General features: G+C 46.8%; 25 protein-coding genes, 1 tRNA gene and 1 pseudogene. 19 read left to right on the forward strand and 8 right to left on the reverse strand.

Features of this window, described 5'->3' with window-relative positions; translation table 11 throughout:
- The first annotated feature begins 51 nt into the window (after window positions 1-51).
- On the forward strand, window positions 52-480 hold the full coding sequence (locus BN6471_RS00535) for a helix-turn-helix domain-containing protein (protein WP_066523727.1): 429 nt from the start codon (window positions 52-54) through the stop codon (window positions 478-480).
- Window positions 481-506: 26 nt separating this feature from the next.
- Here the strand turns inward: BN6471_RS00535 and BN6471_RS00540 are convergent, their stop codons facing one another.
- Entirely contained in the window at window positions 507-1844 is a 1338-nt protein-coding gene (locus BN6471_RS00540) for a relaxase/mobilization nuclease domain-containing protein (protein WP_066644474.1), read from the reverse strand.
- On the reverse strand, window positions 1805-2137 hold the full coding sequence (locus tag BN6471_RS00545) for a plasmid mobilization protein (protein ID WP_066523729.1): 333 nt from the start codon (window positions 2135-2137) through the stop codon (window positions 1805-1807). The genes BN6471_RS00540 and BN6471_RS00545 overlap by 40 nt, the downstream gene beginning before the upstream one ends.
- 400 nt (window positions 2138-2537) lie before the next feature.
- Between BN6471_RS00545 and BN6471_RS00550 the strand changes: the two genes are divergently transcribed.
- The 9 genes from BN6471_RS00550 to BN6471_RS00590 all read left to right on the forward strand — a co-directional run bounded on the left by BN6471_RS00550 (window position 2538) and on the right by BN6471_RS00590 (window position 10798).
- Window positions 2538-3374, forward strand: coding sequence for a tyrosine-type recombinase/integrase (locus BN6471_RS00550; protein WP_002573990.1), 837 nt, complete (start codon window positions 2538-2540; stop codon window positions 3372-3374).
- 336 nt (window positions 3375-3710) lie between these two features.
- The gene (locus BN6471_RS00555; protein ID WP_066523730.1) at window positions 3711-3995 is read left to right on the forward strand and encodes a hypothetical protein; all 285 of its coding nucleotides are present in this window, start codon (window positions 3711-3713) and stop codon (window positions 3993-3995) included.
- Window positions 3996-4023: 28 nt separating this feature from the next.
- Entirely contained in the window at window positions 4024-5211 is a 1188-nt protein-coding gene (locus BN6471_RS00560) for a nucleotide sugar dehydrogenase (protein WP_002566654.1), read from the forward strand.
- Between the two features lie 21 nt (window positions 5212-5232).
- Entirely contained in the window at window positions 5233-6525 is a 1293-nt protein-coding gene (locus tag BN6471_RS00565; RefSeq protein WP_066644478.1) for a glycosyltransferase family 2 protein, read from the forward strand.
- The gene (locus tag BN6471_RS00570) at window positions 6503-7540 is read left to right on the forward strand and encodes a glycoside hydrolase family 26 protein (RefSeq protein ID WP_066523734.1); all 1038 of its coding nucleotides are present in this window, start codon (window positions 6503-6505) and stop codon (window positions 7538-7540) included. The genes BN6471_RS00565 and BN6471_RS00570 overlap by 23 nt, the downstream gene beginning before the upstream one ends.
- 588 nt (window positions 7541-8128) lie before the next feature.
- Window positions 8129-8572, forward strand: a complete 444-nt coding sequence (locus BN6471_RS00575; protein ID WP_002566650.1) for an RNA polymerase sigma factor — start codon at window positions 8129-8131, stop codon at window positions 8570-8572.
- Window positions 8569-8808: a helix-turn-helix domain-containing protein gene (locus tag BN6471_RS00580; RefSeq protein WP_066523738.1), complete on the forward strand. Its 240-nt coding sequence runs from the start codon at window positions 8569-8571 to the stop codon at window positions 8806-8808. The genes BN6471_RS00575 and BN6471_RS00580 overlap by 4 nt, the downstream gene beginning before the upstream one ends.
- A 429-nt stretch (window positions 8809-9237) precedes the next feature.
- Window positions 9238-9441 carry an excisionase gene (locus tag BN6471_RS00585; RefSeq protein ID WP_002566648.1) on the forward strand — a complete coding sequence of 68 codons (204 nt, stop codon included), beginning with the start codon at window positions 9238-9240 and terminating at the stop codon, window positions 9439-9441.
- A gap of 79 nt (window positions 9442-9520) precedes the next feature.
- Window positions 9521-10798: a site-specific integrase gene (locus BN6471_RS00590; protein ID WP_002566647.1), complete on the forward strand. Its 1278-nt coding sequence runs from the start codon at window positions 9521-9523 to the stop codon at window positions 10796-10798.
- A gap of 580 nt (window positions 10799-11378) precedes the next feature.
- Here BN6471_RS00590 and BN6471_RS00595 read toward each other — a convergent pair.
- Window positions 11379-12589, reverse strand: a pseudogene (locus BN6471_RS00595) (IS110 family RNA-guided transposase).
- A gap of 356 nt (window positions 12590-12945) precedes the next feature.
- Between BN6471_RS00595 and BN6471_RS00600 the strand changes: the two are divergent.
- From BN6471_RS00600 to BN6471_RS00615, 4 genes are all read left to right on the forward strand, one after another.
- The gene (locus BN6471_RS00600; RefSeq protein WP_082770994.1) at window positions 12946-13296 is read left to right on the forward strand and encodes an RNA polymerase sigma factor; all 351 of its coding nucleotides are present in this window, start codon (window positions 12946-12948) and stop codon (window positions 13294-13296) included.
- A gap of 7 nt (window positions 13297-13303) precedes the next feature.
- Window positions 13304-13537 carry a helix-turn-helix domain-containing protein gene (locus tag BN6471_RS00605; protein WP_242861813.1) on the forward strand — a complete coding sequence of 78 codons (234 nt, stop codon included), beginning with the start codon at window positions 13304-13306 and terminating at the stop codon, window positions 13535-13537.
- 308 nt (window positions 13538-13845) lie between these two features.
- Window positions 13846-14181, forward strand: a complete 336-nt coding sequence (locus tag BN6471_RS00610; protein ID WP_242861814.1) for a DNA-binding protein — start codon at window positions 13846-13848, stop codon at window positions 14179-14181.
- Window positions 14181-15461 carry a site-specific integrase gene (locus tag BN6471_RS00615; RefSeq protein WP_066644480.1) on the forward strand — a complete coding sequence of 427 codons (1281 nt, stop codon included), beginning with the start codon at window positions 14181-14183 and terminating at the stop codon, window positions 15459-15461. Before BN6471_RS00610 ends, BN6471_RS00615 begins: the two co-directional genes overlap by 1 nt.
- A 216-nt stretch (window positions 15462-15677) precedes the next feature.
- Here the strand turns inward: BN6471_RS00615 and BN6471_RS00620 are convergent.
- Window positions 15678-15768 (reverse strand) — tRNA-Ser (locus tag BN6471_RS00620).
- 180 nt (window positions 15769-15948) lie between these two features.
- Here BN6471_RS00620 and BN6471_RS00625 point away from each other — a divergent pair.
- From BN6471_RS00625 to BN6471_RS00640, 4 genes are read left to right on the forward strand one after another with little or no spacing between them, the layout of a single operon-like run.
- Window positions 15949-16359, forward strand: a complete 411-nt coding sequence (locus BN6471_RS00625) for a hypothetical protein (protein ID WP_066644482.1) — start codon at window positions 15949-15951, stop codon at window positions 16357-16359.
- Window positions 16325-16798: a tRNA adenosine(34) deaminase TadA gene (gene tadA, locus BN6471_RS00630; RefSeq protein WP_066644498.1), complete on the forward strand. Its 474-nt coding sequence runs from the start codon at window positions 16325-16327 to the stop codon at window positions 16796-16798. Before BN6471_RS00625 ends, tadA begins: the two co-directional genes overlap by 35 nt.
- A gap of 10 nt (window positions 16799-16808) precedes the next feature.
- Window positions 16809-17003, forward strand: a complete 195-nt coding sequence (locus tag BN6471_RS00635; RefSeq protein WP_066644508.1) for a DUF6485 family protein — start codon at window positions 16809-16811, stop codon at window positions 17001-17003.
- Window positions 17003-17509 carry a GNAT family N-acetyltransferase gene (locus BN6471_RS00640; protein WP_082903230.1) on the forward strand — a complete coding sequence of 169 codons (507 nt, stop codon included), beginning with the start codon at window positions 17003-17005 and terminating at the stop codon, window positions 17507-17509. Before BN6471_RS00635 ends, BN6471_RS00640 begins: the two co-directional genes overlap by 1 nt.
- Here the strand turns inward: BN6471_RS00640 and BN6471_RS00645 are convergent.
- Window positions 17506-18582, reverse strand: a complete 1077-nt coding sequence (locus BN6471_RS00645; protein ID WP_066644511.1) for a DNA recombination protein RmuC — start codon at window positions 18580-18582, stop codon at window positions 17506-17508. The two genes, BN6471_RS00640 and BN6471_RS00645, sit on opposite strands and share 4 nt — an antisense overlap.
- Window positions 18583-18717: 135 nt before the next feature.
- Here BN6471_RS00645 and rlmD point away from each other — a divergent pair, with 135 nt between their 5' ends.
- Entirely contained in the window at window positions 18718-20064 is a 1347-nt protein-coding gene (rlmD, locus tag BN6471_RS00650) for a 23S rRNA (uracil(1939)-C(5))-methyltransferase RlmD (RefSeq protein ID WP_066644521.1), read from the forward strand.
- 93 nt (window positions 20065-20157) lie between these two features.
- Here rlmD and BN6471_RS00655 read toward each other — a convergent pair whose 3' ends face one another.
- Genes BN6471_RS00655 through BN6471_RS00665 form a run of 3 tightly spaced genes read right to left on the reverse strand, consistent with a single transcriptional unit; the run spans window position 20158 to window position 22275 of the window.
- Window positions 20158-20709 carry a cupin domain-containing protein gene (locus BN6471_RS00655; protein WP_066644522.1) on the reverse strand — a complete coding sequence of 184 codons (552 nt, stop codon included), beginning with the start codon at window positions 20707-20709 and terminating at the stop codon, window positions 20158-20160.
- Between the two features lie 18 nt (window positions 20710-20727).
- Window positions 20728-21366 carry a class II aldolase/adducin family protein gene (locus BN6471_RS00660; RefSeq protein ID WP_066644523.1) on the reverse strand — a complete coding sequence of 213 codons (639 nt, stop codon included), beginning with the start codon at window positions 21364-21366 and terminating at the stop codon, window positions 20728-20730.
- A gap of 30 nt (window positions 21367-21396) precedes the next feature.
- On the reverse strand, window positions 21397-22275 hold the full coding sequence (locus BN6471_RS00665; protein ID WP_066644525.1) for a glycyl-radical enzyme activating protein: 879 nt from the start codon (window positions 22273-22275) through the stop codon (window positions 21397-21399).
- Window positions 22276-22287: the final 12 nt, after the last annotated feature.

Below are 22287 nucleotides of genomic sequence, written 5' to 3' on the forward strand. Positions count from 1 at the left end.
ACGCGATAACAGCTTAAACAAAGAGACTTACGTTAAAGGCAAGACTAATGATTGAATTATACTGATTACATGAATGAAGATAGTTTAGAATATATAAAGAAATTTGTAGCCCAAAGGGTTAATGAATTGCTTACCGAAAATGAAATAACGAACAGAAAAGCACTTAGTCATTTGGTTGGATATAATGAGCATTTTATATCCGATTTGTTATGTAAAAAACGCAGTCCGTATGTAGTCAGTATTTACGATATATGCGAATTTTTTGGTATCACACTTGAAGATTTCTTCCGTGTTGATTATAGCAAGGATAAAACGGTAGCATCGGTTATGAAGTTGTTAGTTGATCAGTACAAACCGGAGGAATTATCTTTACTATATGATATTCTAAGTCATGTTGATAAGGATAGCATAATTACCTTGCTTTCAAGTTATCGCCTTTACTTTGAATCTAAAAAAGAAGATGAAAATAAGAAAATTTGAGCAAAGCGCGGAAAATCCGCGCTTTTTTATCTCTGTTTTTCCTTGCTCTCACGTTCCAGGCGGGGCGGCTCTAAGAGACTATCCACGTTTGCCTTTATGATTTCAAGCTCCCGAACTTCCTTTTTTTGCGTCCTGTAAGATCGGTATAGACTATCTTTTTTATTCTGTAACTTCCCATACTCCTTATGCAGATCGGCGGGAATCGAGGCGCGACCCTTAATGCCGAGATCGGCAAGCCCCTTTTTGGCAGCGTGAAATAATATTAAGCTGCTTTCATGTTCGGAATAATAGCGGTCTTTGTTTTTTGCCGCAAGGTACTTGTCATAAGTCGGCTTCATACGGCGGTAATTCTCTGTATGCTTCATGGTTAGCAATACATCAGACAAGCGTTTTTCAATCCCGCGCAGATCGGCGGCGGTCTTGTCAAATTTTGTGGCAGCGTCTTTGACGATGCGGGCAAGCTGTTCCCGGTCGGTAATGTTATGCTCCGTTAAATAATTAACAGCTTTTGAGGTCTCTTTGAGGTTAAAGACTTTCGCCCAACGTTTATAGCCCTCATTTTGCTGGGCCTTTATGCTATTCTGTATATCAATGACAAGGTTTACACCCTTGTCGTCGCGCTGGGGCTTGCGTGATGCGCCGCCCGCTATCCGTTCCCGTATACGCATTTCAGTATAATCGTCATGCCCCCGTGTGAATTTATCTTGTCCCGGCGCACGGAATTTTAAAACCTTTTTTGTCCGCGATACTTCATAACCCGCCGCCGATATCCTTTGCAATAATTCATCGAAAGTTTTTACATGGGGAATTGTATCATCAATCAGACGATATAGCTTAGATTTCCAGCCCCGACCCTCGCGGGCGGCGTGATATTCTTTGCCGCTCTTGCTCTTTGCGCTGCGTTCCGTCGTTTCAATCACAGACAGACCATGCGTCCGGCAAAGATCGTCGCTTAGTCGGCGTATTTGTGCAAGGGTGCGCTCATTTGAAATATACTTGTGATGATCGACAAAATTGGTCGCGCAAAACATAATGTGATTATTGACACAACGGCTATCGGTATGTGTTGCAATCACATATTCATATTTGCCTTTTAACACCTTTTCAGCCCATTCCTGCCCCAGCTTGTGCGCTTCTTCCGGGGTGACTTCACCGGGGGCAAAGCTCTGTATCATATGGTGTGCGAGATTGTCCCCTTTGTTCATGCCTTGTGAAATCGTGTAGAAAAATTCTACATCTGCCGTTTCCGGGGTACAACCATAGGAGGACACCAGCCGCCCGCCGTCCGTCTTTTCTGGCTTGGTGACATAGTCAAGTGCTTTTCTTAGCGTTGACTTAATAGGGTGTATCTCACAATATGCCAAACCTCGTTCATCCGCTCCTTTATCTCTTGTATATCTTCGGCGTACAAATTGCCCGTGGTGTTCGCGCGGGCTGCAATTTGGTTGATATTACGACCTATACCGCCAATTTCTCGCGCAAGCTCTTTCAAAGGTGTGTGATCGACTTGTATGACATAACCGTCAATCAGCATCTTGCGGGCATATCTGCTAAAATTATTTGCGCTCCCGGCAAGCTCCATTTTTCGTTGTATTGTTTCCCGTTCATCCTCTGTTACATAGACGATCAGCGGGATTTTTCTTTTGCGTTCTGCCACGTTTCCGCTCCTTTCTTTTGGGGGTTTGGGGGTGTCCCCTCAACAAGCATTTTGCAACCAAGCCAGCTTTGCGGGCTGGGGCAAAATTCGGAAGTGTTAATACACTTCCTATGCTTGCTGTTTTTCTTTTCCTCCACTCCTAATACTCTGAGAAGCCATCAAACTACCCGCAAAATAGCGCTTTGGAAAGAAAAATTTGCAAAAAAATAAGAGGCCCTTGGCCTCCATACAACAAATGATAAACAAATGCCGAATCCGTTTGACGCGTTCGCTTGACGGTCCGTGTCTACAGCACATCGTTAAACTTACCCGTTCTTTTGTTTTACCTTTGCAGAGAATACGGTATAAAAGATTCTGTCATACTACTTTCATACTATCAATTTAGAAGAGGTAAAACACGATGAAACAAAATTACAATGAAATCTTGCGGGAGTACCGCATCTACTTGACCGAACATGAAAAATCTCACGCAACCATACAAAAGTATGTTCGTGAGTTGGTTTGGTTTCTTTCATTTTTACAGGGGGAAGAACCTACAAAAGCAAAGGTGCTGGAATATCGAGAGCAACTGCAACAGAGCCACCATGCCCGCACCGTAAATGCCAAGCTGTCCGCCATTCATTCCTATCTGGACTACCTGGGGCTGGCGGCCTGCAAGGTGAGGTTTTTGAAAATCCAGCATACGGTATTTGTGGATGACAGCCGAGATTTGACCGAAGCGGAATACCACCGCTTGTTAGACGCTGCCAAAAGGAAAAAGGACAGCCGCCTGTATCATGTGATGCTTGCCATTTGCACCACCGGAATCCGGGTCAGTGAGCTTTCCTTTCTGACTGTGGAGGCATTGCACAAAGGAAAAGCGGAAATCCGCATGAAAGGCAAAATCCGCACCATTCTCTTGACAAAAGAGCTGTGCCGGAAATTGAACGCCTATGCCAAAGAAAAAGGCATCCGAACGGGGTATCTGTTCTGCACCCGTACCGGAAAGCCCTTAGATCGAAGCAATATCTGTCATGATATGAAAAAGCTGTGCCGGGCGGCGCGGGTAAATCCTGAAAAGGTCTTTCCCCACAATTTGCGGCACTTGTTTGCAAAATGCTATTATGCCATCAAAAAGAATCTGGCATATCTTGCGGATATTTTAGGACACGCCTCCGTGGACACCACGCGTATCTATGTAGCTATGGGCACACGGGAACATGAGCGAACCTTACAGCGGATGCATCTGATCTCATAGCACCACGGAATAATGATTCTGTGGTTCCATGGCCCCCTTGCTCAGTTACAAGTAGAACTGATTAGCTCTATTATAAGTGTATCAGAGCAGATTTTCAACCATTTATTACATATAGAACAGCAAAATAAATACGAAAAATAGACCTGCACCGCGAAATATGTGCGCAGGTCTGCTTTTTATGCCTGTCAGAACGCCCTTAGTTGATTAAAATAATAATTTTCTTCCTAGAAGCAGTAACGATTACCCCAGAATCATTATTCTGCGGTAATTGAATCGTTCAGAAAAGGAAAGTTTGTGGTTAGGATATTCCCTTTGAAATGACAGGAGGTGAATAAAGTGGAAGAAAGATGGTCGGTAGAATTGTTGGAGTGCTTGGCCCAGAAGGCCGGATGTGGGTATCTGTCAGATTTGCGGTATCTCAGCCCATGGGAGCAATTCCATCTGTCCAGGGAGCTTTTACATATTCCTTCGGAAGCCTTTTCGCTAAAAACGTGGAATGACGCCTTGGCTTATCTGACGGGTCTTTCCCAGCAAGCGGATGCATCCGCCGCGAAAGAAACGTTGATGAAGCATCTATCGGAACACTGCAGCGGTTTGCAACGTCATCCGAGCCGAGAATGAATTTGAATAGAAAGGTGGTTAGAATGCTATGCAAATTACTGTTGTAGGCGCAGGTTATGTGGGGTTATCTCTTGCCACTCTGTTAGGCCAAAAGCATGAAGTAATAGTGCTTGATATTGATGAAGAAAAGGTTGCGAAAGTTAATTCCCGTATTTCTCCCGTTCAGGACGTATATCTCGAAAAGTTTTTTGCCGAAAGAAAACTAAATTTGACAGCCACTGTAGATACGGCAATAGCATATAAAGACGCCGAGTATGTAATTATTACAACACCTACTAATTATGAGGATGAAACCAATAGCTTTGATACTCATGCGGTTGATTCCACCATAGAAATTTGTATGGCAAATAATGATCATTGCATTATGATCATCAAAAGTACGGTTCCTGTTGGGTATACAAGGAGTGTGCGAAAAAAATATAACACCAGCCACATTCTATTTTCCCCTGAATTTTTAAGAGAAACGAAAGCCCTATACGACAATTTGTACCCTTCCAGAATTGTTGTTGGTACAGATATTGCAGACCCTGCTATGGTTATCCATGCACAGGTTTTTTCAACCATCTTGCAAGAGTGCGCAAATAAAGAAGATATTCCCGTCTTGATTATAGGGCTTGATGAAGCAGAAGCCGCTAAACTTTTCGCTAATACTTATTTAGCCATGCGTGTTGCGTTCTTTAACGAATTGGATACCTTTGCAGAAATGAATGGGTTAAGTACAAAGAACATCATAGATGCAATTTGTCATGATCCTCGAATTGGTAAGCATTATAACAATCCATCTTTTGGCTATGGCGGATATTGCCTCCCGAAAGATACAAAGCAGTTGAAATCAAGTTTTCATGATATTCCTGAAAATTTGATTACCGCTGTGTGTCAGGCAAACCACACCAAAAAAGGCCATGTCATAAAGGGAATTCTGAATAAACATCCTGGCACAGTTGGTATTTACCGCTTAACGGCAAAGTCTAATTCTGACAATTTCCGTTCAAGTGCTGTTTGGGGTGTTATGGAGGGGCTTTCCAAAGAAAAACAAGAAATTGTAATATATGAACCCTTATTAGGCGATGCCGCAGAGTTTATGGGTTATAAGGTTGTACATTCTTTTGCGGAGTTTAAGCGTTCATGTGATGTTATTGTTGCTAATAGAGTTTCCAGTGAACTCTCGGAAGTTATGTATAAGGTTTATACAAGAGACATCTTTGGAAGAGATTGACCCGGCGAGGCGGTGATTGTAATGTACACATTTTTCTTGATGGTCGAGGATTATATCAAAACTCATAACCTTCACCTCTTTATGTTTTTCTTCGCATTCATTTTCATTCGATGGGGAATAGTATTTTTCCATGCTATTCGATATAAGCCATATGATTATGAAGATAAAGAAATAAATTATTTTACATCGGTGCTGCTCCCAGTCGTTGACGAACCATTAGATCTATTTTATAGTGTTCTGATGAAAATAGCACGCCAGAATCCGTCTGAGATTATAGTTGTCATTAATGGGCCAAAAAACGAGGGGCTTGAAAACCTGTGTGTAGATTTCAACAGGAATTTACCAATTGGCTTTACTCCTGTTCAGCATTATTATACACCTGTTGCCGGTAAGAGAAATGGGATCCGTGTGGCAATGGAGCACATTAATCCGAATTCCGATATAACAGTGCTTGTGGATAGTGATACGGTATGGACAGAGGATACTTTGTCCGAGTTGCTGAAGCCTTTTGCTTGTGATCAAAAAATTGGCGGTGTTACAACCAGACAGAAAATACTTGATCCTGACCGCAAACTCGTAACCATGTTTGCAAATTTGCTTGAAGAGATCAGAGCTGAAGGAACGATGAAAGCAATGAGCGTTACAGGCAAAGTGGGCTGCCTTCCCGGCAGGACAATTGCTTTCCGTACTCAGATTTTGATAGATGTGATGTATGACTTTATGAATGAGACATTCATGGGATTTCACAAAGAAGTATCCGATGACAGAAGCCTCACAAACCTGACGCTCCGAAAGGGGTACAAAACAGTTATGCAAGACACCTCAGTAATTTATACAGATGTGCCCACCGAATGGAAAAAATTTATCAGGCAGCAGTTAAGATGGTCGGAAGGTTCACAGTATAACAATCTGAGAATGACTCCTTGGATGTTAAAAAACGCCAAGCTGATGTGCTTTATTTACTGGTCAGATATGATTAGTCCGATGATGCTGGTTAGCGTTTATGCCAATACTATAATTTGCAAGGTGTTAAATATACTTGGCTGCGCGATTCCAACATTGGCATATACCGCTCCATGGTGGCAGATCATTCTCTTTATTCTTCTTGGTTGTATCATTAGTTTTGGTTCACGAAATATTAAGGTTATGAGAAGTGTGAAGTGGTATTATACATTACTGCTTCCAGTATTCATCCTTGTTTTAACTGTTGTCATGGTTCCTATCCGATTGCTAGGCCTTATGCTCTGCTCTGACGATATGGAATGGGGCACCCGGAAATTGGAGGAGGACAATGATAAAGCGGAAGTTCCTTAATTGCATTTGTATATTCGCGGCTGCTATATTTATATTATGGGTTGGTTGCAACGAACAGCCTGTCGATACCGAGAAGGCCGATGGCTCTGACAGCATTGCGTCTATTGAGGCTCCGAGTAATAGTCAAGCTACACTGGAAGAACCAACTACGGAATCTATTGTAACAGAATCCTCAGTTGTCGAGTCTGAATATTATCCTATTACAGAGGGACAAAGATATTTGGGCGTTTATGTTCAAGGCCCCGAAGAGACTGATGTTTTAGCTGACAGCATCAATACTTTAGCTTGGTTTGATCGTTTTGATCAGACAAGTGATTACAAGATTTCTTTATGTTTAGACGACAATAAATATATAGCGTTTATCACTTTGCAGCCTACCGACTGGGACTTAAAATTGGTTTCTGACGGGTATTATGATGATTTAATTATTGAATATTTTAAGAAACTCTCTTCGGATAACAGAGCCAATACAGAACTTTTTGTTCGATTAGCGCATGAAATGGAAATGAGGCCCTCTTACAAATCTGGTTGGTACAGTTGGCAAACAGATGATGCTCACGCATATGTAAACGCTTGGGTTCACATTGTGAACTTGGGTAGGGAATATGCTCCCAATGTTAAGTGGGTATGGTCTCCCAACAGGGCAGACGAATACACAACGAAATATTATCCAGGTGATGAGTATGTTGATTATGTCGGATTGACATTGAATAACACATTGGATTCCCGTGAGAGTTTTCAGCAATTCTATGAAAATGAAGGTCAAAGAGACTATTTGGAAGCATATAATAAGCCAATTATTTTTGGAGAGATCGCGGAGCATAGCACCAGTGATGAAGTTCGCAATGAATACATACAATCTGTTTTTGATTATCTTGGAACCTACGATAAATGCATCGGTTTTATTTTCTTAAATCAAGATATAGAAAGTGCAAGACAATACAAGTTTACAGATTGCGAATTGATATTAGATACATTTATTGAGAATGCGAGGGATTACATTTGTGCGAAATAAGAAGTTTACAAAGTATCAGATCATGACGAGAGTTGGAACGATTATCAGCATTTTACTGTTTGTTGTCCTTGGATTTTGTATCGAAGTTATTTTCTAAAAAAATGGAGAAAGTGAAAGATGGAACATCAAACCAAAGGAACGTTGCGCAATCAGGCCGTCATTACATCAGCCGGATCGCCCCGAGCAACCACACCGCGGTTCGTAAGGTATTGGATGGGAGCAATTCCCCCTAACGCTGATCCCATTGGCGGTTTCAGGAGGGAGCCGTCATGTGTAGAACGGGATATCGACCAACGGAAATGGGAGTAACACCGTTAAAAAAAACATCCCCCGGCCCGTGGGAAATGTGGCCGGAACCATGAATTTGCGTATGCAATAAAATATCATACTATTTTTTTGTTCGCCCGGAGGGTTTATGCCCTTCCGGGCGAATTTTGTTATTTCCTTCGGCCCGCTCTATCGGTCAAACACTTTTTCAAAATTTTTTTAAAAAAGTGGTGTTTGGCGGGTAGCTGGAGGCCTTTCAACAGTAACTTTGGCGGAAAGGGAGAAAACCACCGAAATCCCCCACAGAAAGGGGGTGAAAAGATGGAAACGATCCCCCGCAATGATTTTATCCTGCGGCACCGCTATGATGCTTTCTGCAAAGCGGTACTCCGCAATGAGGCTAAAAGCTACTGGTCGGAGATGGCGCATCGCCGCGAACGTGAAAAGTCGCTGGATGCTCTGACACAAGAGGAAATGGACAAGCTCTCAGTCGTGGATGATTACCCCAGCGACAGCTACGTTTTTTCGTCGTATGGGTATGACCTGCTGATCGACAACGAGCTTGTAGCCGAGGCGTTCGCCAGCCTGCCGGAACAGGAACAAAGCATTTTGATTTTGCACTGTGTTCTGGATTTGGCAGACGGAGAAATCGGCAGCCTCATGGGAATGTCCCGCAGCGCCGTACAGCGTCACAGGACAAGGACCCTGAAACAGTTGCGTATGAAATTGATGGCGTTCATGCCAGAGGGAGGTAAACGCGGATGAAGGAACCTACATTCAACGGCAGAGAGCTTCTTCCCCTTTCGGTGATGGAAGCTGCCCACGCTGGGGATGCAATGACTATGGAGCAAGTGCTGCGGTACTATGAGGACTACATAAACAAGCTCTGCATCCGCACCTTGTATGACAGCAACGGCATCCCCTATGTGTGCGTGGACGAGTATATGAAGCACCGTTTGGAAATCAAGCTCATTCATTCCATCATCGTTGCCTTGAAGTAACGACCCGGCCACGGTAACGGAAATGTCTTATTACTCTCTTTCCGCATTTCCGCCGGCTCGGTGGCTGATGTATGTACCTTGACAAATACGCCCGCAGGACAATGGCGGCGCGTCATAGGGCATACGGACACATTCTGTCTACACCGAGCCGGACGGCGGGTGCGCCATGATGCTGGTTTCTACGAAAACAGCGGAGCGACAACCACCCAGCCGCAAAATAAGCGTAGCTGCTTATGGGCGATGACGTGCAGGCAGGACAATGATACTCCCTTACAGCCACAGTCCGAGCGTTAAAAGCGTCACAGGCAATGGGTAGGGCCGTGTGAGAACCACACGGGGGTGAAAAGCCCGTGGAGCTGGGCCGCCAGCCGTCCGTGTTTTGCCCACATTTACAAGGAACCTTTGCTTTGAACAGAAGGAGGCCATATTATGAGTAATAACGATGTGCCTATTTGGGAAAAGTATACGCTTACCATTGAGGAAGCGTCGAAATATTTTCGCATTGGAGAAAACAAACTGCGTCGGCTTGCCGAGGAAAACCCATCCGCTGGCTGGGTGATTTTGAACGGCAACCGCATCCAGATCAAACGGCAAAAATTTGAAAAAATCATTGATTCTCTTGACACAATCTAGTGAAAAAGAGCCTTGACTATGCTATAATACTCTTAAAGCGTGTCAAGGCTCTTTCCGTCATGGAAAGGAGCATGACGAAATGTCAAAAAAAGAACGAGATGAAAAAAGGCGGGACAGCAAAGGCCGCCTTTTGAAATCTGGAGAGAGCCAGCGAACAGACGGAAGATACGCCTACAAATATACGGATACCTTTGGAGAACCGAAGTTTGTGTACTCATGGAAGTTAGTCCCTACGGACAAAATCCCTGCCGGAAAACGCCCGGATATTTCTCTGCGTGAGAAAATCAAGCAGATACAAAAAGACCTTGACGATGGGATTGACACCATCGGTAAGAAAATGACCGTGTGCCAGCTATATGAAAAGTATATCCGGCAGCGGGGCAATGTGAAACGGGGAACCCATAAGAGCCGCCAGCAGTTAATGAAACTTCTGTCCGAGGATAAAATCGGAGGGGCCAGCATCGACAGCGTGAAGCTGTCTGACGCCAAAGAATGGGCCTTGCGTATGCAGGAAAAGGGCGTGGCCTATCATACCATCTGCAACGGCAAGCGTTCCCTGAAAGCCATTTTTCACATGGCCGTACAGGACGATTGCCTCCGCAAGAATCCCTTTGACTTCCAGATCAATGAGGTTATCAACGACGATACCGTACCAAAGGTGCCGCTTACCCCTGCACAGGAAAAGGAGCTTTTGGGCTTCATGCAGAGTGACCCCGTTTATGCCAAGTATTATGACGAGGTATTGATTCTGCTGGAAACCGGACTTCGCGTTTCCGAACTCTGCGGCCTGACGCCTGCCGACCTGAATTTTGACAAGCGGTTTGTGAATGTAGACCACCAGCTTTTGAGAAGCACCGAGGACGGCTACTACATCGAAGCGCCAAAGACAGACAGCGGTTATCGCCAGGTGCCTATGAGCGCAGCGGCCTACAAAGCATTTCAGCGTGTGTTGCACAGGCGAAAGGACGGCAAAGGCGTTGTGGTGGACGGGTATAAGGGATTCCTGTTCTTAAATCGGGACGGACTGCCGAAAGCGGCTGTCAACTATGATTCCATGTTTCAGGGCCTTGCCAAGAAGTTCAACAAGTTCCATGCGGAACCGCTGCCGGAGGTCATGACGCCACACACCATGCGGCATACATTCTGTACCAGAATGGCAAATGCGGGCATGAACCCCAAGGCATTGCAGTACATTATGGGGCATTCCAATATCGTTATGACGCTGAACTATTACGCCCACGCCACGTTCCATTCCGCACAGGAGGAAATGGAACGGCTGCAAGCCAAGTCACAGACCGCCGCCGCAGTCAACGCGCAGCCTGCGTCAGAGAGCGCCCAGGAATCCAAGGCCGCATAAGATACGCAGAATGTACTACTGTTTGTACTACGTTTGAGAACGAAAACATGAGGGGTAATAAGAATGTTTGTGAGGTTCTTCCGATAGGAAAAATGCCGGAAAAGCCCGAAGTTAAGGGCTATACCGGCATATAAGAACATCTAACGAGATAATTGGAAATCTATTAAATGATTTAATGAACAGTTGCATAGCTGTTTTAAGTGGTCGGTGTGGGTGCGGCTTATGAGAAATCCGTATAATTTTAGCATCGTTTGCTATCGCGTGACGGGGTAGCAAACTGCATCGGGCAAATTCATAACACCTTTGTAATCACAACAACGAAAGCAGCGGTTGTATTTAATACAATCGTCTTTTTTTATGGTTCTCAAAAAATTTTTCAACTTTTTTTGAAAAATGGTTCCTTTTTCCATTTTCAAATTGTGCTAGTAAGTGAAAGGGGATATTTCACCGCCCTTGCGGACGCGAGACCTGCAAAGAAAAGTCAAGCCGGAAATGAATAAAAAATGAAAGGTAAAAAATGGAACATCAAATAAAACCACCCTGAAATAAGCTGGTAAGCCAAGCAAAAAGAATATGTGGGCTACTGAACCGCCAAACTGCCTAGATGCTCCTTAACCCGTGCGTAGTAGATACGCAGGAACTTGTTGGCTCCTGCCATCATGTAGACGTAATAATGCTTACCCTCGCCGCGTTTTTTGTCAAGATATTGGAATACAGCATCATGAGAGGGCGCGTGTTTGAGCAGGCAGTCCATGACCTGAAAAAGCGTCTTTCTGAGTGAGGAAGAACCTCGTTTGGAAATGCCGGTACTCTGTGCTTCAAAGGCGCCGGACTGGAAAGGCGGTGCGTCGATACCGGCAAAAGCAACCAGCGACTGCTTACGGTTGAAACGTCGCACATCGCCAATTTCAGCCATGAGTTGAGGTCCTAACACATTGCCGACCCCTTGCATAGCCATGACAACAGGAAATTCCGGCAAGCCGGAGGCAAGGGAAAGCATCTGCTGCCGAATCAGAGCCAGCGTTTCCGATAGGGAGTTAAGCTGCGACACAGCTTGAGTAATAAGCTGTTTGGCAAAGGTGCTTCGAGGCAGTGTACTGACTTGTATGCAGGCGAAATCGTAGATGGCAGCGGCCTTAGTGGAAAGAAAGTTGTAACCTGTTCTTTTGCACCATTTTTGATAGCGCTGGGTAAAAACGTTTTTGGAAAGGCTGTTGACGCATTCAAAATGCCAAAATTTACCCACGAAGTCAATCCATTTTTCGTGACCGTCCCCCTTGCGGGGCGGGCTGGAGAACAGCATGTTGACACTCGGAAAGGTTTGGTCAAGCAAAGCGATGAGGCTGTTTTTAAGCATAACACTCTGCTTAACGTACTGGTTGCACTGGCGGGCGCAGGTTTAAGCATGTGGCGAACGTCTTCTTCCGGCGCATATTGCGGAAGATCAAGCCAATGGCTTAGAGCATAGCTGGCGATTTTAACAGCATCTTTCTTGTCCGTTTTGACCCGTCTAAGGGAATTTTGACCGTAGTCATGTACAAGAATAGCATTGACAACGGACACATAGAGGCCGGCTTCGTGCAGATGCCTGGCGACAGGCAGATAGTAATTGCCAGTATGCTCCATAACAATGCGGGTTTCACCGTCCAAACTTTTCAGACGTTCAACCAAACGTCTGAGTTCATGAGCGGTGTGCTGAATTTCAAAAGGTGAAGCAACCACCTCACCGAAGGGACGCAGGATAGCAACCATGCACTTGCCTTTGGAAATGTCGATACCGACAGCGTTCATAAGTATTCCTCCTGATTGATGTATTGTAATCGGTGCCCATCTCTTACCCATTGCCTATTCAATCTACTGAGTGACACGAACGCACGAGTGGTGGCTCTACCTGCAAAACGAACGCTGCAACAAGAGGATGGCTGACTGTCTCACGTACGGGCGTGTAGACCCAAGAAAGGAGTCGTCAGACCAATTACTCCCCTTATTGTAGCTTAGACTATGGGATGGAAAGGCGTATGGCTGGCTGCCATATCCTATCCATAAATTATTGTAGTAGAAAGGGGGTGATCTTCTGAACCCTCAATCCAGCGACAGGGCGCGGATTCAAGGACAGTTTGATAGCTACTGCAAAAAAGTAATTCGCAATGAAGCACGCAACTATTATCTTGAAAAGAAAGCGTGACCGCGAAATATCTTTAGAAATGCTATCCGAACAGGAGCTTGAACAGATTGCGGCTTTAACGGCTTATGATGAGTATGCGCTTGATGAATATGTGTTTTCCGTTTTGGGAAATGAAATCAAGATAACCGATGAAGTAATAGCCGCCGCACTGAACGCCTTGCCAGAGGATAAGCGCAACATTATTTTGTTGTTCTATTTCCTCGATATGACCGACCGAGAAATTGGGAAACTGTTAAGCCTTATGCGTCGCACGGTCACGAAGCGCAGGGCAAGCACACTAGAAAAACTCAAAAAGATTATAGAGAGGAAGTGAAATTATAGTGGGAAAAGTTGATTGTAGCCTGATTCCATATTCTGTCATTTTGGCTGCAACGGCGGGTGATATTGACGCTATCAACGCCGTGTTAGCGCACTATAAGGGGTACGTTTCCTCTTTAGCTTTTCAGCAACTTTTTGATGAAAACGGTCTGCCTTATTTTTGCGTAAATGAAGAAGTCAAGCGCAGGCTTGAAACAAAACTGATAACCCAAATTCTCAAATTTAAAGCCGCTTAACTCTATGCTCGCGACTGGGTGCGTGTTCCCCTTTCCACGCTTGCCCGGTCGCGGGCTTTTGTTTGCCACTCTACAAGAGCGCACTTATATAGCGCGGTCTTTTAGATTGACATACAGCAGCACATTGACAATTTCATACAAGCAATCAGATACATTCGGTATGCTGGGAGCCAGCCGAAAGGTGCGCCGTGACATGAGCGATTAACACCTTGACGGAAGCAAGCGCAGTCTGCTTGTGCGACGATCAGAAAGCCGTAATAATGATACTCCCGCCCAGCCACAGCTTATCACGCAATGGGGGCGGTTGCATGAGAACCATGCAAGGGGGCAACATAACCCCGTGGAGCTGCCCGACCCGCAGCCGTCTGTTTGCTAAAAAATATAATCGGGGGGTGTTGTGCCTTTTGGTGAAAAAGGATAAAAAGCAGGATATACAACCTTTACCATTTTTTAAAACGGTCGAGCAAATGAGTACCGTTTGCGGTTTGGGAGCAAACAAATTGCGTCAACTCATGGATAAAGGTGAGTTAGAATATTTACCGAATGGAAGTCATCGGCTATTGACGGATAGAGCAATATGGGATTATTACGAAAGAGCAAAGATTTACGCTCATTCAAAAACGAAAGGGGGTGATAATTCATAATGGCTATATCATCAAGAAAAGTAAAGAACAGGAGAAATGCCGAGGGTGTTTTAACGGGAAAACCGGGGACTGTATACGACGTTTACATTAAATATATGACAAACGGAGAACGTAAAACATATGGTAAGCGCGGATTCCCAACAAAGGCACAAGCTGAAAAACACGAAGCCGAAATGAAAGTGAAACTTGAAAAGCCGTCCTATACACCGCTATTGGTAATGAACGGTAAACAGACAGTCAAAGAGTATATGGAGGATTGGGTCGAAAAGCATGGAAAGGCTAACTTGCGGCCCAGCACGTTATACGGATATAGAGGGTATATTAAAAATCATATTGTGCCGTATATTGGTAGTGTTCCGATCAATCAAGTAACAGGTGCTATGCTGGATGACCTTTTCAGTAAGTTATATGCAAAAGGGCTTTCGCATAGTTCGGTTCGTTACACACAACGAATTTTGAGCGTTGCAATGGAACACGCGAGAAAGTATCGTTATATTGAATATAATCCTGCCCGCGATATCATTACCAAATTCGGGAAACATGGAAAAACACCCGACCCATACACAGTTGAGCAGATGCAACTTCTTATGGCAAATACATATGGTACAGAATGGGAAATGTCTGTCATGCTTGGGGGTATGTATGGTCTAAGGCGAAGTGAAATCCTAGGGCTAAGGTGGCGCAATGTTGACTTTGAAAACAAGACGTTTAGCGTAATCGAACAACTCCCTTTCAAAGTGCCACCAAAAACGAATATCATCAAAGAATTTGCCCCGCCAAAATCGCACGGGCGTATATTACCTATCACAGATACAACAATGCAATATTTTTTACGTCAATTTGAGAATCAACAGAAGCAAAAAAAATTGTTGAAAAGTGCAGGACAAGAATATTACGATAATGATTTAGTGGTAAGTAGACCGGACGGCGCGCCATTAAATGCGAGTAGGTTATCGTCCAATTTTGGAAAGGTGTTAGTAAAATTTGATATGCCACATATCCGCTTTCATGATCTTAGACATACGGCGGCAACCAATATGTATCAGCTTACGGGGGATTTTTATTCGGTCGGTGAAATATTGGGACATACTCTAAAGGGTGTAGGAATGACATTGGGAATTTCTTCAAACTTAGAAGCTGTAACAGCACAATATGTTGATGTACGACTTGAAAGAAAACAGACGGTGCTTGAAACTTATCATAATGCGCTGCATATGGAAAAGAGCGAACAAAAGAAAGAAAAGCCTATTGCAAAAGCGAGTAGAGATATGGAGCTTTAAAGAATAAGTTTATATATCCTTGTATAGAATTTCATATGTTACCGTGAGATTTGGGCAACAATCGGGCAACAAAAATGCAAAAATTATGTATGAGATGTATATTAGCAGATGCTCTAAAAACGTAAAATTGGCAAGTTTAGATGTGTGTATTGTAACTGATTATTTATCGGAAGAAAAAAAGAAATCCCGCATAAACCCTTTGCCTATGCGGGATTTTGGCGGAGCGGGTGGGATTTGAACCCACGTACCCTTGCGGATAACGTGATTTCGAGTCACGCGCGTTACGGCCAGACTTCGCTACCGCTCCATACAGTATTATTCAATTATTGTGCATAGTGGACATTATTTCGAGTGCGCCCCGTTATGACCACTTCGATACCTCTCCATGCGACGTTATTTATTTTACCAAAGACCCGATGCAATTGCAATATCAATGTCAAATCTGTATAATAAATGGTGTCAGGCAAGAACAAAACGGGAGTGTTTTATGAAGCGATTTTCTTTTATCCTGCAGCTGCTTTTTACCGCGATCCTTGTGTTTGCGTGCAGCCTTCCCGTGGTGGAACAATATGATAATTTTCTCGCCGATCTGGATATCGAAATGCGGCTGGATATGTGCATGAAGCAAATACACGAGGAAAATCCATCCCTTTATACGCGCGCAGACCTTGAAACGATCCAGGAAGATTTGGCGACCCTCACAATATCCGATTCGCGCATCATACAGATCAACGAGGTGTTCGCCGATACCGCGAAAGCATTGCAGGAAAGTATTGCGTTTTTGGACGAAAACGATCCGACCGGCGCGCAGCTCAGTTACCAGGAAGCGTATGATTTGCGCATGCAGGCCAAAAATTTATTGTATGATATGCATCAGGGAGGGCCTCCCAGTGTCTGATCAGGATTATATGCGTATCGCCATCGAGGAGGCAAAAAAAGCCTGGGAGATCGACGAAGTTCCCATCGGCGCACTGGTCGTCAAAGACGGCCGAATTATTGCCCGTGCCCATAACCTGCGGGAAACAGGCCGCAGTCCGCTTGCGCACGCCGAGATACTTGCCATTGGGCAGGCTTCTAAGCATTTGGGCGGCTGGCGGCTGCTTGATTGTACCTTATATGTTACGCTGGAGCCCTGCCCCATGTGCGCGGGCGCATGTATCAATGCCCGCATCCCCCGTATCGTTTTTGGCGCATACGACCAAAAAGCGGGCGCTTTCGGGACGCTTTACGATCTTTCGGAAGGCAAATTAAACCATAAACCGCAAATCACCGGCGGCGTGCTGGAGGAGGAATGCGCCTCCCTGCTCTCCGGTTATTTCAAACAAAAACGAAAGTGAGGATTTTCCGATGGAATGTAAGAAAGAAAAAAACATGGATCACTGTACCTGTACCTACGATTGTCCAAGGCGCGGCTTATGCTGCGATTGCGTAACGCATCACCGCCTTGCGGGCGAAATCCCCGGCTGTTTTTTCTCCAAAGAAGGCGAAGCGAAATATGACCGCAGTGTAAGCGCTTTCATCAGGGACTGGGAATCAAGATAGTGGCAAAGATCAACTTAAAAAAAATCAGCAAAGAACGCGAATACCTTCTGGTCGCGGATCTCGCTCACGAAATCTGGCGCGAGCACTATGCAGGTATCGTGAGCGCCGACCAGATCGAATATATGCTTGGAAAGTTCCAAAGCCCGTCAGCCATCAAGGCCGCCGTCGCCGGCGAAGGGTACGAATACTACCTGATCCGCAAAGCGTTTGTCCCCATCGGCTATGCGGGCGTCCGCCCGCACCATCCGCAGGGCAAGCTGTTTTTGAGCAAATTTTATATTCTGAAGGAATGCCGCGGGCAGGGGTATGCGCGCGATGTGGTCGCCGAGCTTTCCGACATGGCAAGGCGCATGCGCCTTACGTCCATCTGGCTCACCGCCTCCAAAAAGAACGCTTCTTCCATCGCGGCTTACGGGCATCTCGGCTTCCGGCAAACGGGCGAAGTGTGCAGCGACATCGGCAACGGCTTCGTCATGGATGATTACGTGTTCGAGCTGGAAGTCTAGCTGTCCGTATCTTCCCACCGCTCCGCGTCGGAAAGGCTCGTCTGTATCTTGGCCGAGCGCTTTTGCACCGCTTCTAAGTGGTTTTGCGCTGCGCAAAGGGAATGCTGTGTCTTTTGCAGCAGCAGTGCGAATTGTTCAAATTCCGCTTTGACCGCCGATAGCATATCGATGATCGCCGCGGAATGTTCCTTGATGGAAAGAGTCTTGAATCCTGTTTGCAGGCTCGTCAAAAACGCGCTCAACGTGGACGGCCCTGTGAGCATCACTTTATACTTGTTTTGTAATTGCTCGATCAATCCCAGCCGGATCACCTCGGCGTACAATCCTTCGGACGGCAGGAACATGATCGCAAAATCCGTTGTTTTCGGCGGGCGGATATATTTGTCGCTGATTTTTTTTGCCTCCGCGACCACCGCGGCAACGAGTTCTTTTTGCGCGGCGCGCAGCGCTTCCAGGTCTCCCGCTTCCATCAGGGCAAGCACGCGTGCATAACGATCCATGGGAAATTTGGCATCGATGGGCAACAGCGTCACGCCGCCTTCCTCGCGCGGCATGCGGATCGCAAATTCCACCGCGTTATCCCCCTCGATCCTCACGTTTTCCTCGAACTGCCCGGGGGCCATGAAATCGGCAAGCAGGCGGTAAAGCTGCACCTCACCCCATATCCCCCTCGTCTTTACGTTGGAGAGGATATTTTTCAAATCGCCGATCCCGCTCGTCAGCGCCCGCACCTCGCCCATGCTCTGGTACACTTGCTGCAGCTGCTCGTTCACGCGCGCAAACGAGGTGGACAGCCCGCTTTTGAGCGTGGTGTCCAGTTTCTGGTCAACCGACCGCTGTATCTCGGCCAGCTTATCCTCCACTGTGCGGCGCAATATTTCCACGCTTGCGTTGTTCGCGCCTGAAACCTTGCCCATCGTATCCGTCATCATATTCGAGAGTAAATTAAACTGGTTGATCAGCTCTAAGCGCAGCCGCGCACCGTCGTCCGCCTTTTTCCCCTGCCGTGCCAGGATCACGATACACAATACGGCGATCGCGATCAAAACGACCCATATCAAGTTTTCCATCATATACAAACACCTTCCTTGATACCATCATACCATGCCGGATGGCTAAACACGGTACATCCATGGGAATTTCTCCTGTTTTGTTTTAAATATGCTTCTGCTATAATAGGATTTGTAAAAAAGGATGGCGGGAGAGATATGAAAAAAAACGATAGCATCGAATGTAGCATACACGATTTAGGGACAGACGGCCAGGGTATCGGCAGGTACGAGGGCATGACCGTATTCATCGACGGCGCATTGCCGGGCGAGACGGTACGCGCGAAGCTGATCGCGCTCAAAAAGAACTATGGCGTCGGCAAACTGGAAGAAGTGATCGCTGCTTCCCCCATGCGCGTAAAGCCGCCCTGCCATGTGTTCGGCAAATGCGGCGGCTGCAGCCTGCAGCATCTTTCCTATGCCGGGCAGCTGCAATTCAAGCACAACCATGTTATGAGCTGCATCCAGCGCATCGGCGGCCTAGATATTCCGGTCGGCTTCCCTCTGCCCACACGGCACGAATACCGTTACCGCAATAAGGCGGCATTCCCCGTGCAGCAAAACGGCAGGCAGGTCGATATCGGCTTTTATGCGGCACATTCCCACCGCATTGTGGATGTTGACGACTGCAAGATACAGCCGTCGGATTTTCACATCGTCATGTCGCAGCTGCGCGTATGGATCGTCAAAAACAACATCAGCATCTACGATGAAAAGACGCATACCGGACTTCTCCGGCACGTCATCCTGCGTGAAAACAAGGAAGGGGATATCATGCTCGTCCTCTGCATCAACGGCGAGGATATCCCGCGCAAGTCCCACCTCATCATGCTGTTTGAATTTGTGCTTCCTCAGGTCAAATCCATTATGCTCAATATCAATACGCAAAAAACAAACGCGATCCTCGGACAAAAATCCGTTTGCATCCATGGACGCGACCATATTTTTGAAACGCTCGCCGGACTGACGTTCAAGCTGGGCGCACAAAGCTTTTTGCAAGTCAACTCCGCACAGACCGAAGTGCTGTACCATACATTGTTCAAGATGCTGGGGCTCACCGGCAGCGAGACCGTTTTTGACCTCTACTGCGGCGTAGGCACCATATCCCTTTTCGCCGCGCAGCACGCCAAAAAGGTAGTCGGCATTGAAATCGTGAAGCAGGCGATCAGCGATGCGCAGTTCAACGCACGCCTGAACGATATCGAAAACGCGGAATTCCTCTGCGGGGATGCTTCCGCCCTCCTTCCCGGCTTGGTCAAAACGCATGGCAGGGCCGATGCAGCGATCGTCGATCCGCCGCGCAAGGGGCTGGACGAAGCCGTCATCCGTACGCTTGCCGCTTCCGGCATTCCTAAGATCGGCTATGTTTCGTGCAACCCTTCAACGCTTGCACGCGACCTGAAGCTGTTTTATGAGCTCGGTTACGAGACCGACCTGATCCAGCCTGTCGACCTTTTTTCCCAAACTACGCACATCGAATCTGTCTGCGTCCTGGAAAAGCATTGATTTTTTGATAACAAAACACCCCGTGCCAATGGATGGTACGGGGTGTTTTGCCTATCCAGCGCAGGAGGTGCGCCATGCGTAAAGCGATGCCCGTTAGTCTTCAAACGGCTTGACGCCGTGCATCCTTACGATCTCCGGGTCGGTATAGATATCATAGTCGTCCCTGTTGTAGCTGGAAAATTCGCTGACCACACAGCCTTCCGGGCCGCCGCATATCCAGTGCGTCACATTGGGCTGCAGCGTATACTGCTCTCCCTTGTTCAGGATGATTTCGTGGAACACATGGAACGTGTCCTTCTTGTCCTCCGGGATCTGCGCCTTGACCTGCTTGGTCGGTTCCCCCTCCGTATATAGGTAAAGCGTTCCCATCCGCACGCGGAAGCTCTCCTCTTTCCCTTCATAATCCCCAAAGGGCGGATGAATCTGTTCCGGGCATATCTGGTTGGGGAAGAGCACCATCTCCTTTGCCGCGCAGCGCTTCGTGTTCACATAGATATGGATCACGATCCCGAATTCGTCAAGGCGGTCAAGCCCCATATCCGCGATTTCAAGGTTTTCTTTTTCTTCCTCCGTGAGGTAGATATGCGCCCGGTCAAAATACCCGATCGCTTTTTCCCGTGCCTGTTCCCTTGTCATATTTCCCATGATTTTTCCTCCTTGCTTTTACTTTTGGCCGCAGCCCTTGAACGCTTCTACTGCCTCATGTACCTGCATACTGTTCAAAATACTCGGTTTTCCCGCCATTTTGGCTACCAGATACGTTTTCGCCGCATCTTCTAAGTATACCGCCGCGTAAAGCGCCTGTTTCAAGTCTTCCCCCACAGTGATCACACCGTGGTTTTTTAAAATGACGGCGCGCTTGTCGTTGAGGTATTCCACTGTCTGTATCCCCATGTCCACGCTTGCCGCGGAGCTGTACTGCGTTACATTCACTTCGCCCAGCGTCACGTTCGCCAGCGTAGTCACAGCCGCAGGCAACACGTCCTCGATCAGTCCTACTGCCGTCGCATACACCTGGTGGGTATGGATGATGGAATTCACCTTTGGAAGATGCTCATAGATGTAAAGCAGCGCGACCGTGTCCACCGACGGCCTGCGGCCTCCCCCCAAAATGTTTCCCTGCGGATCCATGAGCAGGACGTCGGATTCCACCATCGCCTCATAGTCCATCCCCGACGGGGTCACCAGGATATTGCCGTCCTCAAGCCGGAGGCTTACATTCCCTCCCGATAATGAGATCAGGTGGTATTCCTTTAGTTTCAACGCCGTATCGATGACGGCTTTTTTCAATCCCTGTGTCATATTTTCTCTCCTCGTATCGTAATGATCGATTTACCCGCCGATCTTGACGTTTATCCCTTCCGCTTCCATTTTCTTTTTTATTTTCTCGATATCCTCATCCCTGGGCGTGTAGGCGTTGCAGCAATACTCCATACCCAGTTTCCGGTATTTCGCCACGCCGAATTCGTGGTAAGGCAGGATGTCGATGTCCATGACGTTTGTCTGTTTTGCAAAATCGATGACCGCGTCGATATTCGCTTCGTCGTCGTTCACCCCGCCGATCAGGGGAATACGGTAGATGATATTTGCATGCAGCGCCGCGAGCCTGCGCGCGTTTTCCAAAACCAACTCGTTCGGTACGCCCGTATAGCGCTTATGCTGGGCGCTGTCCATGTGCTTGAGGTCATAAAGCACCGTATCGCAAAACCGTATCACCGCATAGGCCTGCTCAAACGGGGCATACCCTGTCGTTTCTATCGCCAGGTTCAAAAAACGCTTTTTGACCGCCTTCGCGAGGCTTGCGGCAAAGCGCCATTGCATGAGCGCTTCCCCTCCCGAAAGGGTCACGCCCCCGCCGGAGTTTTTATAAAACATCCTGTCCTTTTCGATCTCGTCAATAATTTCCTGCACGCTCATTTCCCTGCCGGATACCTCGCGGGCAGCCGCGTTGCACACGTCCACACATTTCCCGCAGCAGGTACATTTAGCCGGATCGGTGACGCCGCCCGCCGTACATACCGCAAAGCATTTTCCGCACCCGACGCACTTTCCTGCCGTCGCCAGCACCTGGCATGCCATCTTTTGCGACTCCGGGTTCGAGCACCACTGGCAGCGCAGCGGGCACCCTTTGAAAAACACGATCGTGCGCACGCCTTCTCCATCGTTGACACTATATTTTTGGATGTTGAAAATAATCCCCTTTTCGGCCATACCACATTCTCC

Source organism: Christensenella timonensis (assembly GCF_900087015.1).
Classification (GTDB): Bacteria; Bacillota; Clostridia; order Christensenellales; family Christensenellaceae; genus Christensenella; species Christensenella timonensis.